Below are 13,994 nucleotides of genomic sequence, written 5' to 3'. Positions count from 1 at the left end.
AATACCCCTTTACGCTGTTTTTATGTGTAAAGTTTGCTTATTGATTAATTTTTACGTATATTAGTAAATTAATAGATAACCCGACGGCGAAATTTCTTCTGTTTCGCGTCTTTAAAACCCCCAACGATTTGAATGAGATTAGTGTGATAGGTGGTGGGAGTTGGGCCACAGCCCTGGTTAAAATTTTGACAGAAAATAGCATTCATACCAACTGGTACTTGCGGCGTTCAGAGCAGGTGCGCTCGATAAACCGGGATGCTGTTAACCCTGACTACCTATCGTTTTTAAAACTTGACAATACAAAAATTTATGCGTCCGATCAGCTGGACGAGATCGTGGCCCGATCGAAAGTAATCCTTTTCGTCGTGCCCAGTGCGCATTTGGACAAAGTTTGCGCCGCAATCCCCAAAGAGGACCTTGCCGAAAAGTTTGTGATCACCGCTATTAAAGGAACCGTCGGCCCGGACAACCTGCTCCCCAGTGCTTATCTCGCTAGGTATTTTGAATTGAAAGATTTTCAGCAGGCAATCATTGCGGGACCATGCCATGCCGAAGAAATCGCACGGAGCAAGAAAACGTATATGACCTTGTGCGGTCCCAACGAATCCTTTATCCGTAAGATTTCCAAGGGCTTCGCTTCAAGCTATATGCAGGTAAACTATAGCCCCGACATGATGGGCGTGGAGTACGCCGCTATTTACAAAAATGTCGTCGGCATCGTCTGTGGCATGGCCGAAGGACTGCATTACGGTGACAACTTTATGGCGGTGCTTGTGGCCAATGCGATTGACGAACTGGGGCTGTTGCTGCATTCCCTTGGTGCGCCCGATGTCCGGCTGGGGAGCTCCACCTATTTGGGCGACCTATTGGTGACGGGTTACTCCGCGCATAGCCGTAACCGGACTTTCGGTAAATACCTTGGCCAGGGATATTCGGTGTTCGAAGCCCGTCAACTCATGGGCATGGTCGCTGAAGGATATTTTGCAACCCGGGGGCTGATGGCGACGGTCTCGAGCCTCGGGCTCAATTTGCCCCTCTTACAGACAACATATCGTGTGCTATACAACCATATGGCCGCAATTGATGAATTTAAACTTTTAGAAAGGAATATAAAATAATATGCTATTAGCAACAGATTTAGATGGAACTTTTTTGGGCGGAAAGATGGAAGACCGCCTCAGATTATATAGATTGATAAAAACTAGCCCGAATATGCAGCTGGTCTTTGTTACCGGAAGAGGGCTGGAGTCGGTATTGCCGCTGCTGAGCGACCCGCTTATTCCGGTGCCAGATTTCATTATTGCGGATGTGGGCGCAACGGTCGTTAACGGCCATAGCCTGGAAGCGATTGAGCCGCTGCAGAGTGAGATTGAGGAAAAATGGCCGCAGACTTATGCCATCCGGGCAGCGCTGGAGGAAATACCGCAGTTGAATTATCAACATGTGCCGCAGCAGCGCCGCAGTTCATTTTATTATGAAGCCGGTGTGGACCATAGTCTGGTGCAGCAGGTGGCTGACAGGTATGACTGTGATATTATTACTTCGGCCGATAAATACCTGGACTTGCTCCCCAGAGGGGTCAATAAGGGGACGACATTAAAGAAGCTGGTTGAATTTCTGGCCGTTGACCCAGATGATGTGATGGTAGCTGGCGATACGCTGAATGATCTGGCCTTGTTTGAGATCGGCTTTCGTGGTGTTGCTGTCGGAAAATCTGAGCCGGGGCTGCTGCAGGCCATTGATCAGTTGGATACAGCGTACAGTGCAGAGGCCGCTGGAGCGGGCGGTATACTGGAGTACATGGGTAAATACCGCCCGTTTCAGCAGCTGATCCGCGGGGAACAAAAATCGTTGCCTCAAAAAAGAAAATCCAAAAAATCAGACCAGCTGGTGATGGTGTACCATCGGCTGCCTTTTGAAAAGGAGTCGGTAAACGGTAAGACGGTAAGGGTACCGCCCAGAAGCCCGAACGGCATCATTCCTTCGCTGCTGGGCTTATTTGAAAAGGGACGCTCCGGTCTTTGGATCGGGGAGGAAGTCATCCAGCAGGACGGAAAGCCGGTTCCAAATCAGTTGGTGGACGAAAGCCGATATCCTAATCTGGTCGCTTCCACCCTATCGCTGTCTAAAGAGGATATCGATAAGTTCTATCGTGTATTCTCCAAAGAGGCGTTCTGGCCGACGATCTTTTCCTTTGTTGACCGGGCAAAATTCAACCACGAGGACTGGGAACATTACCTGATGATCAACAAGCGCTTTGCCGAGCGGATTGCCCGCGAGGCCGACGAGGAGGCGCTGGTCTGGATCCATGAGTATAATCTGTGGATGGTGCCTTCTTTTTTAAAGACCATGCGCCCGGATCTGAAAATTGGCTTTTTTCATCATACGGCTTTTCCGGCAGCAGATATTTTCAATATTATTCCCTGGCGCAAAGAGATCATCGGCAGCCTGCTGCTCTGTGATTTTATCAGTTTTCATATCCCTCGTTACGTCGAGAATTTTGTGGATGTGATCCGCAGCCATACACCATTTAAAGTGGTCAAAAAAGTTGATGTCGCCAATCAGTTCCTGACCTATAGCTGTGCACTCGGCGTCGATCAGATGACCAAGATCATAGAGGTGGATGGCCGGCAGATTAGGCTTGGCGCACAGCCGGTGGGGGTGAACAGGGACCATATCGAACAGATTTTGACGGATGATAAGGTCAAGACTGAGATCAATGCCCTCAAAGAAAACAAAGCCGGATCCGGAATAACGCGTATCATATCCATCGAGCGTCTGGATTACGTCAAAGGCCCCTTGGAAAAAATCCAGGCTTTTGGTGAATTTCTAGCCGAATACCCAGAATTTAGGGGCAAGATCGAACTGGTCAATGTCTGTACGCCGCCATCACAGGGGATGACTATCTATGACGAAATCCGGGATCAGGTGAATCAGGCCGTGGGTGAGATCAACGGTAAATATGCAACGATGAACTGGACCCCGATCCAATATTTTTACAGGGCCTTACCTTTTGAGGAAGTGGTCAAACACTATGCGCTGAGTGATATTGCCTGGATCACGCCTCTGCGGGACGGACTGAATCTAGTCGCAAAGGAATACATTGCGACCCATGGGTTATTGGAGACTCCCGGGATTCTTGTGCTCTCAGAATTTGCAGGTGCCTCGGTCGAATTGCCTTATGCCATATTGACCAATCCCTACGACCGTAAGAGCATGAAAGATGCACTGTTGAAAGCCTTGGTCATGGAACCCGGAGAGGCTCAGGTCAGGGCGCGCCGGCTGTACGAGCATATTGAGCACTACGATATCCATTACTGGGGGCGGGATTTTGTGAAAGAGCTCGAAAAATCGGGTAAAGCAATTGTTCCTGAAAAGAAGTAACGGCTAGTCTCAGGTGCTAAACGTGTTTTTTAAGCCATCTAAGAAAAAAAGAGTTAGAAATAACGTTGAAAACGAAGCTGCTAGATGTATCCTTTAGGAAATCCCTCTATTTTACAAACAATATTGTTTTAAAGAGGGTTTTTCTTGAGGGAATAATTCAATAAAAAAATAACGCGCAAAGTCTCGAAGAAAAAATAAAATATGATAAATACAGGTAATAATAATGAATTTCAAAATGCTTTCAGTGCAAGCTTCAGTTATTATTTTGACAATTTTAGAAATGAGGAGCAATTTTTTGATTCTGCCAAAAGATGGATTGATGATAAATATTTCTTGATTGTGTTTGGATGTTCAACTAAGGATCATCGTGGACAACATATCTTATTATTTTTCAGCAGCCAGTATTTTCCGGTTCAAGAACTAAGAGGATATTTTAAAGAAGGGGCTTATTTTGCATTCCGTTCAGATCTATTTACAGGATATAGTCTGCGAAATAAATTGAAAGAATTTGGGTTTCTAGAATACTCCATTCAGGAATCGATGATCTTATCGAATAACGATTATAGACTTATAAAAAATATCTTTGAACTGATAGACCTCGAGACTAAGATGCCCATGAGTGAAACGCAGTCTAAAATACTTATTTCTTATCTTGATTTGCTTTTACAACATATGCAAAGGTTTTATCAACAGTTAATGGAAGATAAGCTGAATGAGTTTAGCGCGTTACAAAAAGATTTCATGAGCGAGCTGCACACTCTTTTTGATAACAAAAGAAAATGCTTGTTTTTACTTCCTAGTTTAACATTATTGTCCAAGAAACTAAATTGTACAACACGATTTCTCAATGATGTTTCTTTAAAAACTTCTAAAAATACAGCACAGTATCATATTGACAATTTTATTGTTAAAATAGCAAAGGAATTACTTGCTGAAACTGATTTATCAGTAGCTGAAATCGCTAAAAAAATGCAATTTGATCAACCTCAGTCATTAACCAGACTGTTTAAAAAGAAAACAAGAATTAGTCCACTCGACTATCGTATATCAATTATATGACAAATTTATTTCTAGAGGAATCAGCATTAGACTAGCCAAATCAGGTCATTGGTCAAGCCAATGAATTATATTGAGCAAAAATTGCGCATTCTGTGTTGCGGCAGGATGGTTCATTCCTCGTTTTTCACTTTTGATGCCATGGAGTTGTGCCGAAAAAGGAGCACCATCTCCGAATACCACAATTCTCCCTTTCCCAAATTGCAGGTAAGCGCCGTTTGCAAACCCTTTGCCCGACAATCGGGGAATATTGTCTGGAATAGGTCTTTTTATCTGATTCGCATCATTGGGTAGGTAGATGTCATATTCTTCATTTAATAAAGAAATAATATGTGCCTTCGTTGGTATGATAAAGCCTGTTCCACCCCAGCACATGATACTGTCTATTTCCTTACCTGATCCAGTGGTTATTTCATTGGATAACAGTGTGCCTCTATCCTTTGAAAAGATCTCGGGACGTCCATTCTTAGGTAAGGCAAAACCGTTCACGATATGAATCCCAAATGCCGCACCAAGCGTTTGTACAGATCCGGCACAAGGCATGTGGTCGGTCACTAGAAATAGGCTTCCGCCATCAAATACCCATTGACTGAGTGTTTCTATCTCCTGATCGGTAAAGGCTGAATAGGTGGGTAATTTCCAGTTTTCTGGATTATATAAGGCATTTATGCTGATATAAATTTTCACTTCCTTTAATTGATCGTAAGAGATTTTTTCTTTGGCACTTCGGAGGCGATATCCATCAGCTTGCAGAAGATCTGAAAAAGGAGCGTAGGCTCCTCTCAAAGTAACCGGATTGTTGTGTGCCTCGTCAAATAGGAGTAGCGGTCCATCACCGATCCGCACCAGCGGATCGGTGATGGGATAATGAAACTTTTCATCCGCCACCTGTTGGGCACTTAACCCAAAGGTACCTATTAGCAGAAGGAATAAGCAGACAATAGATCTGTTCATATTATTTTTCTTGAATAGGATTATTGGTCCGTCTTTAGCCAGACATCATTTTCGAAACACTGCATTTGCTCCACCTTTCCATTGGCAACAGAAAATGTCAATGGGAAGGTACCATCATCATTTAGAAAGAAAAATTCCGATCGTGGGGTAAATGAAATTGTTTTGTTATCCCACGATTGCGTAAGCGTTAGGCCTGTTGAGGAGGGATCTATTTGAATCTTAAAGTTGTTATCATTTACCTTGAGGTAAGTTCCGGCAAGTTGTTTCAGTTGAGATGCGGTTAAACTCGCGATTTTAGTGGGGTCAAATGGCACGCGCTCACATAAAATCCTACCCAGTATCTTGGTTTGGCTAAAATCGCCGGAATCATCCTTTAAAAATTCTATGGCGTAGCCTTCATTTTTGGATTCAAAATGCGTATCATCTTTACGGACCAGCTGATATCTTTTTTTCTGATCCCACAGCTGTGTCGCATACAGGTTGTTATCTTGCTCCTCGAAAGCAATGAAAGCTACTTTATTGGGTAGCTGGTAGTAACCTTGAAATGATTTTAGCGGAACCAACTGTTGTTGCTGGGGGCTATCTTTAGAGGCGGACTGGGCAAATGTATCAATCGAAGCAAAAAGACAACATGCTCCCACCAGAAGACCATATGTTGCTTTGGAAAATTGGCGGATCGCTCTCGAGTACCCGCTTGGTTTGGTGTATTGTATCATAATTTCTTTTGTTGATTTGATACAAGAGTAGGTCTTTTTGATAGGCTAACCGTCCGAATGGATGCAATCGAACAAACTTCATTGCGTCGGGTTAGTTTGATTGTTTACTATTGACTTTCATATATTCTGTCGGCGTAATGCCTGTTGCTTTTTTGAAGCTGGCATAAAAGGTTGTTCTTGAATTGAAACCTGCCCTTATTGCGATTCCAAACATATCAAGTAGCTTGGCCTCTTCGGATAATAAAAGTATTTTCGCTTCCTCCGTTCGAAGCCCGTTGATAAACTGGTAAAAATTTTTTTCCAGCCCATTGTTTATGATGTACGACAGATCATGCGGATTGATTCCGATATGCTCCGCGAGGGATGATAGTATCAAAGCCGGGTCGAGATATAGCTTTTCAGCTGCTGTTTTCTGTACTAGTTTTTCTTTTAATGCGTCTACTTGTTTTGCTGTCAGCCGCTCTTCGGCTTTAACCTTTTTATGCTCCGCTTCGTTGATGAGGTTTTCTGTAGACTCAATTGTGTAAATTGACCGTTGTGTTAACGTTGCGTAGGCAAGTGCCACAGTGCCCATAAAATATAAAATTGGGGCGACAGCACTAAAAACTATATATACCATAGCCAGCAGGCGGGCAACAATCATCAATAAGAGCGCGATCAATAGATACTTCAACCAGGCCATGTTTATCTTTTCCGTATAGGAAGATAGTTGGCGAATGTTTTTCTGGTGTATTTTGAAGAGCCTATAACAGGCAATCCAATAAAAGATACATTGTGCAAAAAAGAAATATTTGATAGCAAAGATGATCCATTGCGGTAATTGAGGAGGATGGATGTGTTTATTAAAAAGTCCGGGTATTAAATAGATGATCGAGAAGAAAACGAAAGCGAGGAATGGAACAAAATGTAGTCCCCAATACCGAATTGTTGCTGTTGGTTTGACCATGTAGTGAACGGCCAGATAGAAGCAGGGGAGTGTTGCCCATCGCGGGAGTTCCAGCGTATGGATCAATCCATTGCTCTCGATATGAAAACCTTCCAGAAAAAGCTGGGTAAATAAGCATGCCATCAAATAATACCAAGTCCCAAGCCACCGGTCTGCGTGGGAACAACTGTGGTTGACACCCATAACGATTAAGGTGCCGAGCAACAGAAATGCACCCGCTGAAAAAGCATGAAAGGTATAGAGTATATTGATCATGGGCCGTAGCAAGTTATCATTGTAACGTGAATTTAAACATAATTGATCAAATGGTGCTACATCATCCATATAAGTACCCCGATCCAACCATTTACGGACAGCGGGGCGACGAGTAAGCTTTTTTTTACAAATTAGCAATGATCTTTACTGGTCTTGTCCGTGTCCATCCAAACGGATAAATCTGTTAGGGTTCCATGCGATACAATATCAAACTGCTGTCGAATGAGATTACTGATATAGGTTGCTTTTTCGTTTTTCGGTTTATGCTTCGATCGCTTAAGCGGAGATAGTGATTTTATCAATGACAGCACAGTTCTCGATTATAGCTTATTGTTTCCATTTCACTTTTCCCTTATCGTCCAACATTTCGATAGAAGGGTTACCCAGACTGTCCACCTTTAAAATAATTCTCGGTATCTCATTGTTATCTTTCATCACCAAAGAAGCGTTCCCATTCTCTGTTAGTAGGTTTATCCGGTTAATATTATGCCCCGGCTTACCGGATAGATCTTTATCATTAATCAATAGACCAGCCCTGAAATAATTGTCGTGTTTATTATCCTGTGCCAGGATACCAATGGCATCGGCATTCTGATAATCAAATGCAAGTGCATTCAGGTTAGTCTCTTCATTATCGGTAATTGCCAAACCACCTCTTTCGTCTCCATTTTTATCATAGAAAATCAGGCCCGCGGGAGCGTAAGCCCTTTTATATGTTTTCCCTTTGATAATAGGTTGCGGAATGTTATCTGTGTTTGCAATAACGACACGATTATTTCCAGATCTGTCCTTGATATCTATTCTTTCAGCACTTAAACTGTGCTTGTTGTTCAGAAAAAAGTAGACCACACAAGCCATCAGTACGATATTGGAAAGAATAAGTGCGGTTAGAAATATTTTTAGTGTTTTGGAAATTGTTTGCATAATTTAATTTCAATTGTTAATTATTACGGTCTCCTATTCCAAACTTCAATTAATAGTACGATGCGTTCTATTTCAAAGAGTTTAATAGTATCCTTTATTATTGTTTGATAATAAGCAAAAATAAAGTGTGATTTCGAAAACGCACTCTATATAGGTTGAGCGTAATGATTTTTTTATTTGGTTAGCCCTTTACGTATTCGGCTCAACTGTGTTGGGGTAATGCTCAGGTGCGAAGCAATATATTGTAGTGGAATTCTGCTGTCAATTCCCGGATGTGCCGCCAGCAATTTGAGATATCTTGTGGTTGCACTTTCGGTCAGTAAAGAAATTTCTCTTTCTTCATTAATGACGATCCATTTTTTCTCCAAATAGGCAATGTAAAGGTTTTTTAGTTCATCATTTTGATTGATAGCTGCTCTTGTTTGATAATAAGGCATACATACCACAGTAGTGTTTTCAATAGCTTGCAGTTTAAAATCGTTGGGCGTTTTTATGATTGCCGAAAATCTTGTGCTCGCAAAATCCCTCTCCAAATAAATCCATTTATTCCAGATAGCTCCTTTTTCATCAATAAAATAAGAGTTTAAGGCTCCTTTACAGACAAAGAAAATGTCATTGGCGACACGCCCTTCCCTAAGTAAAACTTCATTTTTCTTAAACTGCTGAATGTAGGCCGTTTCAGCCAATAAATCAAATGCCTTATCCGAAATGGGATATACGCTTGTAACAGCTGTTTTAAAGTCAGCAAGATATTTTTCTGTTTCTGTCATTTGCTTTAGCGGGGCTATATTCGAATAAATATAACGTATATTTTAAATAGCTAAAATTGATTTTTCTTCTTCTTTGGATATTTCGATATCAATGACCACTAGATATATATGATAGATTTTATCTTGGTATTATTGTGCCTGAATTTGTAGCGGCAATAATAGTCGTCTGTATTTATTGTCCTGTTTCGTTTTTGAAACCGAAGCGTTATCCCAGTAGCTGCGGTGAGAATAATCTCTACCGATTCCGTATCGAGATCCCTGGCCGACCTCAACGAATAAAATTTCCAGATAAGTCCAAATCTGAGAATAAGTTATAAGTGTCGAAATAAAGGAACTATTTTGGCCACTTCATAAGTGGCTCCTTTGTAGGGGCTTATTGTTTTTTTGTCAATTTTTACCATCAACTCTCATCCTTTGCAGCATTTTCTTCGGCAAGCTTTCCTTTAAGTTATAGGACACCAGCTATCCCGATCACCCTTTGACTTTCTGATCCTGGCATAAAATTTTTTACGATCTTTAAAGAACCAATACGTCGCTATTATGATAAATATATTATTAAAAACGGTTACAGATGCAATAGACATTAATCAAGCAGATAGGGACCTGATTTCAAAACTTTTTAGGGAAAAGAAATATTGAGACTAAGCACAGCAGATAGAACATTAACCTGTTTTGTAAACAAAGGAAGCCTGTCCAAATTCATTTACAGAACTTTGACAGACTTCCATTTTAGAATAATTATGGTATGTTTATTTAGCGGCTAAAACGTCCAATTTCTCAATAGATGGCGGATTAGCTAACAATTCTGGTGCATTTTCCATAAGCGCCTTTGCTATCTTACCACCAAGATGTGCTTGTCTGCCTTCTTCATCTGAAAATGTGTCATAAATGCCAAATGTAGAAGAGTCAATACGAAACGCATACCAAGTAATAGTGCCGACTTCTTCATTAGCAAGTGGCAACGCACTTGTAATAAACTCTTCAACGTTTTTTTCTTTTCCAGCTTTTGCTTCTAGTCGAACTAATAATCCTAATTTTTTCATATATGTTTATCTTTTTTAAATTACACATTTTTATAACAAATGTAGCTCATTTAAGTTTTTTAGGATTTTTTATTTGGTTCAAAAACTTATGAAAAAAGATCAACTACCGTTATAACGTAGCCTTTGGGGATATCAATAAAACCATCTTAACTTACTGTAATAGAATGTTAGAATCCCTGCATCAAAATGCCTAAAATAACGCTATTGTATGGACCCTTTTTAATTCACCCCAAGATTCTTTATCAAATTCTTCGCTATCTTACCATTGTTGTTGATTAAACGTTCTAACATAGGCTTGGTTTAGTATGTTAAAAATGTGGAAAAGATCTAACCTAAACTATCGTCAAGCAATACATATTTGTAACCTCTCAGACATTAAAACGGAGGTTTATTGAGATTATTCGATATCCTTAATTAGCATGATTAATTTTAAAAGATGTTGTATCAAAAACTTGTATCAATAAACAAAGTTTCATGAATTTATATCACATGAGTTTAATGTAACTAAATATGAAAATTGGGTATGCAACTGGAAAACCACTTGAACGAAAAGAAAGCTTCGGGCAATAGCAATCGTCGAAATGGCAAGACAAAAAAGACAGTCCGAGGTCTCAATACCGGAACTTTTGAGCTGGAGACAGGCCGGGATAGATCGGTAAGGTTCGAGCCTAAAGTAGTACCTAACAGACAATTAATTATCACTGAACAGCTTGAGGGACACGTGTTGAGCATGTATGCCCATCTCCTGCTAGTTGAACTGAATTATTAAAAAACTCTTCAAATCCGAATTGACCTACTCCGTCAAATGTGATTTCTTCAATTCCAAAAAATTCAAAGGCGCTAGCAAATTTTAGTAATTCTCTTATCTCTGGCGGAATTTGTCCTGTTGGCAATCTTTGGCTAATTCGTCAATTTGTTGATTTGTCAAACCTTCTTTTAATTCTACTTTATATTCGTCGCCATCTTCTTAAATATATTGTTCGGTCGAAATGGAAGTTAGTTTTTCCGTAGGTGTCATAAATGCAATTGTGTTTTCTTGATGTGTCGTGTTATGCTTGTAGGTAACTGGCGCGGCGACTTGTCGTAGCTGTATCGAAGATACGAAAGTGGAGCTGTTTTGCCAAGTCACTTGTTATAATTTAGTGGATGCGCCATTAAATGAGGAATCTGGCTATCGGAATTTTTATGGAGATACCGCTAGCCCCAAATTACGAAGCATGGTGGTGCATTGAAAACTTTATCGATTTACCACAGGGACGGAATAGCGCTTTAGATTTCGGGGTACATGCAGGCGAAGTCAAAGTCCGACTGGAATTTTTGCCAAGGAATAGATGGTCTATCTAAAAGCAGTGAAGCATGAAGCCACTCGGTATGATATATCAGATATTTATATGCAGTGGTAAGGCTATTTTAATCAAGAGACAGAAGAGAAACTCCAGATAATAAATATACGCGTTAAGGAATTAAAGATTTTTTGGCGTATAGCCGGGGGCCTAGTTAAATAGTTTACAGAAGAAACTATTTTGGTAAATTCATAAGTAGTTCCTTTGCAGGTACTTCTTGTATTTTTCCGTCAACTTTTACCACCAAACTCTCACCCTTTGCTGCACTTTCTTCGGCTAGTTTTCGTAAAGCCTTTTGCACTCCTAAACGAATTCGTTCAGCAAGATTAATATTTTCAATATTTACCTTATCGTTCATTATAGTATTTCGATTTTAGTGTTGACCAAATTTCGCTATTTGAAACGAATTCTCCAAATTTATCACCCTGAGCAATAATTCCGGGGATTAAATCCATGTTATCAAAAACCAACCAGCGATCACATATTGGAATATAAATGTTAAACAAATTTTCTAAACCACGATGATAACGTCTTTCTATCACATCAGATGGAATATTGTGTCCTCCGTTTTCTACTCTTTTCTTTACACGTTGTATGGCTAGTGCAGGGGAGTCGAGCCAAAAATAGAGTACAGTTACCAAAGAATTCGATATCTCGAATGTCAATGCTGCAAAAATAAAATATTGCGGGCTTTTATAAAGTTACTAGATTTTGCCAAATGGATGTTATCTGCTGTTTTTTTAATAAAAGGCACAGTAGAAATTCCATTCTTCTGTTTTCGCATTTTTAGCAAAATACATCGTTCCGCTATCAACTATATTCAAATTTGCTTTGTCGTCGGATGCAATTTGAAATACAAATTCAAAGTCGTTACCAAAATAAACACCCGGTTGACAAAAGCTTGGGTAACCTCCAAGTTTGTGTCCATATTGATTGTCAGCTGTATCATAATAACCTTCAATTACTCCCGAATTTTCAAGTTTTAATATTTCATCTTCCATTTCACTTGTTAAACCACCTCCATCCCACACAGGATAATCTTCTTCTATTTTTGAAGGTTTTAGGGGAAATGGTTTTAGTCCTGAATCAGGATTGTTTAATTCTTTAATTATTAATTTGTCTGATTTTTTATATTCTCGCAAAAGCCATTCATTTCCGTTGGCAGTTATATCCATTGGAAGTTCTTCTGCTATAAAAACAGTAATCACCATTGTATCAGCTAAAATATCAGGTCTAATTTCAATATCTTCTAAGCAAAGTTGGAACAGAGGAAACGTCCAAAACGATGAGATAATTCGTATAAAAAAGTGGCGGATAGTGTTTTCAGTCAGTTTCTATCCTTGATAGACCGGTATAGGAATCTGTCCAATCTTGTGAGCTTTATACGTATGAACATATTTGGCTAAGATTGCCTCCTTTGGTGGTTAACGAGAGGAGCTTTTATTGCTTAATTTGTTTGTCTCATTAAAGCTACCGAATAAATAAATTGGCTACGGATTCCCGAAATCGGGTAATGTACGCTCAAATTACCGTGCATGATAAAAGCATGGGCATGAAAGATTATCATCTTTACAACAAAAATGGTCTTGCTTTTTATGTTTTCAGGAAATCTTAGGGAGTGTGGCAATTGGCATTCGGTGTACTTGCCGATGACATCAAGGAAGCGTGCATTGACGCTCTTATACTTCGCTTTGATACGGATGTGCCTGAGTTGTTTTATCATCATGGAAAACGCCAGGTAGTGGAAGTTCGGGCCAAGAAATACAGCCTTTGGCATATTTATCTCAATAATGCTTATGTAGGAAGTATTCAATATTACACCTTCACTAAGCAGTTCAATTACCACCTTGAAGACAATTGCTTATTGACCGATGATCAGGTGCAAAAATATATAGCCCTGATAAAACGTGGAGAATTAAAGTGGATAAAGGACGATATGCGATGAAAAACGATATAAAAGGAATAAAAAAACCTCGAGTCTGGGAGGATCTTAAGGCTTCCTAAATACTGCGGAATAGTGCTGCTGTAACTATGTTTCTATCGTCGAGAATAAAAGGTGCTGTATTGATGGAGGATTTTCCCCATCTGCCTCGAAGATATCAACCTTTGTTTGTAGCAACCTATCGTCTTTAATTATCAGATGCTCGGGGAAAACATGTTGTACTTTCTTTGTCAGCTTTTCAAATACCTGAAAATCAGTATCGCATACTGGGGTAAATGATTTTTTCCGATCGGGGAGGCGCATTATCCTGATCGCAAAATAGGGTAAAATAACACTAACAAATAAAGAGTATAAGATGTCTTCATTCTGCTCAAGGGGGAAGGAAAAGTGATATGAAGGGCTTCCCCCTAAGAAGGAATAGTCCCAGATTTCAGCAGACAGGTCGGTAAGGGACTCTTTTAATTGTTCCCATTGCCCGCGGTTTGACCAGGCTGATTCAATACATTGTTTCCGGTTATTGTAAGCTTCTGAAGCGGAATAAGCCATGATATCGTCGAGGGTAACACCCTCCGGATAATACTCTTTTAACTGCTCTGTTATTTGTTCCTTTCGCATCTGAATTTATTTACAATTAGTATCCCAGTTCTTCACTCCAGTCCCA

Annotated in this window: 13 protein-coding genes and 1 pseudogene; 5 read left to right on the top strand and 9 right to left on the bottom strand. The window is 40.2% G+C overall.

The annotated features are described in order from the left end of the window. Nucleotides 1-128: 128 nt before the first annotated feature. The 3 genes from B3297_RS17830 (at nt 129) to B3297_RS17820 (ending at nt 4,443) form a co-directional block, all read left to right on the top strand. Nucleotides 129-1,118, top strand: a complete 990-nt coding sequence (locus tag B3297_RS17830; protein WP_083295914.1) for an NAD(P)H-dependent glycerol-3-phosphate dehydrogenase — start codon at nt 129-131, stop codon at nt 1,116-1,118. Nucleotide 1,119: 1 nt separating this feature from the next. Then, the gene (gene ggpS, locus B3297_RS17825) at nt 1,120-3,384 is read left to right on the top strand and encodes a glucosylglycerol-phosphate synthase (protein WP_286779209.1); all 2,265 of its coding nucleotides are present in this window, start codon (nt 1,120-1,122) and stop codon (nt 3,382-3,384) included. Nucleotides 3,385-3,585: 201 nt separating this feature from the next. Then, nucleotides 3,586-4,443 carry a helix-turn-helix domain-containing protein gene (locus tag B3297_RS17820; protein WP_070565720.1) on the top strand — a complete coding sequence of 286 codons (858 nt, stop codon included), beginning with the start codon at nt 3,586-3,588 and terminating at the stop codon, nt 4,441-4,443. Nucleotides 4,444-4,488: 45 nt separating this feature from the next. Here the strand turns inward: B3297_RS17820 and B3297_RS17815 are convergent, their stop codons facing one another. From B3297_RS17815 to B3297_RS17790, 6 genes are all read right to left on the bottom strand, one after another. Next, the gene (locus tag B3297_RS17815) at nt 4,489-5,394 is read right to left on the bottom strand and encodes a hypothetical protein (protein WP_139144976.1); all 906 of its coding nucleotides are present in this window, start codon (nt 5,392-5,394) and stop codon (nt 4,489-4,491) included. Nucleotides 5,395-5,414: 20 nt separating this feature from the next. Beyond that, the gene (locus tag B3297_RS17810) at nt 5,415-6,110 is read right to left on the bottom strand and encodes a hypothetical protein (RefSeq protein ID WP_070565717.1); all 696 of its coding nucleotides are present in this window, start codon (nt 6,108-6,110) and stop codon (nt 5,415-5,417) included. Nucleotides 6,111-6,201: 91 nt separating this feature from the next. Then, on the bottom strand, nt 6,202-7,449 hold the full coding sequence (locus B3297_RS17805; RefSeq protein ID WP_070565716.1) for a helix-turn-helix domain-containing protein: 1,248 nt from the start codon (nt 7,447-7,449) through the stop codon (nt 6,202-6,204). Between the two features lie 189 nt (nt 7,450-7,638). Next, nucleotides 7,639-8,235, bottom strand: a complete 597-nt coding sequence (locus tag B3297_RS17800) for a hypothetical protein (protein WP_070565714.1) — start codon at nt 8,233-8,235, stop codon at nt 7,639-7,641. A 173-nt stretch (nt 8,236-8,408) separates the two neighbouring features. Further along, a complete protein-coding gene (locus B3297_RS17795; RefSeq protein WP_070565712.1) occupies nt 8,409-9,005 on the bottom strand; it encodes a Crp/Fnr family transcriptional regulator in 597 nt (198 codons plus the stop codon). Nucleotides 9,006-9,754: 749 nt separating this feature from the next. Further along, nucleotides 9,755-10,048: a putative quinol monooxygenase gene (locus tag B3297_RS17790; RefSeq protein WP_070566204.1), complete on the bottom strand. Its 294-nt coding sequence runs from the start codon at nt 10,046-10,048 to the stop codon at nt 9,755-9,757. Nucleotides 10,049-10,574: 526 nt separating this feature from the next. Here B3297_RS17790 and B3297_RS17785 point away from each other — a divergent pair. Further along, nucleotides 10,575-10,787, top strand: a pseudogene (locus B3297_RS17785) (transposase); the annotation flags it as partial. Between the two features lie 779 nt (nt 10,788-11,566). Here B3297_RS17785 and B3297_RS17780 read toward each other — a convergent pair. Together B3297_RS17780 and B3297_RS17775 are read right to left on the bottom strand one after the other, a co-directional pair. Continuing rightward, complete coding sequence (locus tag B3297_RS17780; protein WP_028069684.1) at nt 11,567-11,749, bottom strand: hypothetical protein; 183 nt, start codon at nt 11,747-11,749, stop codon at nt 11,567-11,569. Between the two features lie 382 nt (nt 11,750-12,131). Then, nucleotides 12,132-12,602, bottom strand: coding sequence for a DUF1963 domain-containing protein (locus B3297_RS17775; RefSeq protein ID WP_070568840.1), 471 nt, complete (start codon nt 12,600-12,602; stop codon nt 12,132-12,134). Between the two features lie 407 nt (nt 12,603-13,009). On the opposite strand from B3297_RS17775, the gene B3297_RS17770 reads away from it, so the two are divergent. After that, nucleotides 13,010-13,336: a hypothetical protein gene (locus tag B3297_RS17770; protein ID WP_286779208.1), complete on the top strand. Its 327-nt coding sequence runs from the start codon at nt 13,010-13,012 to the stop codon at nt 13,334-13,336. 84 nt (nt 13,337-13,420) lie between these two features. On the opposite strand, the gene B3297_RS17765 is transcribed toward B3297_RS17770, so the two are convergent. Continuing rightward, entirely contained in the window at nt 13,421-13,948 is a 528-nt protein-coding gene (locus B3297_RS17765; RefSeq protein ID WP_286779207.1) for a hypothetical protein, read from the bottom strand. Nucleotides 13,949-13,994 lie beyond the last annotated feature (46 nt).

It is taken from the genome of Sphingobacterium sp. UBA3519 (genome assembly GCF_002377215.1).
GTDB lineage: Bacteria > Bacteroidota > Bacteroidia > Sphingobacteriales > Sphingobacteriaceae > Sphingobacterium > Sphingobacterium multivorum.
Note: the sequence above shows the minus strand (reverse complement) of the source record. Positions and strands in the feature narration are given on the sequence as shown.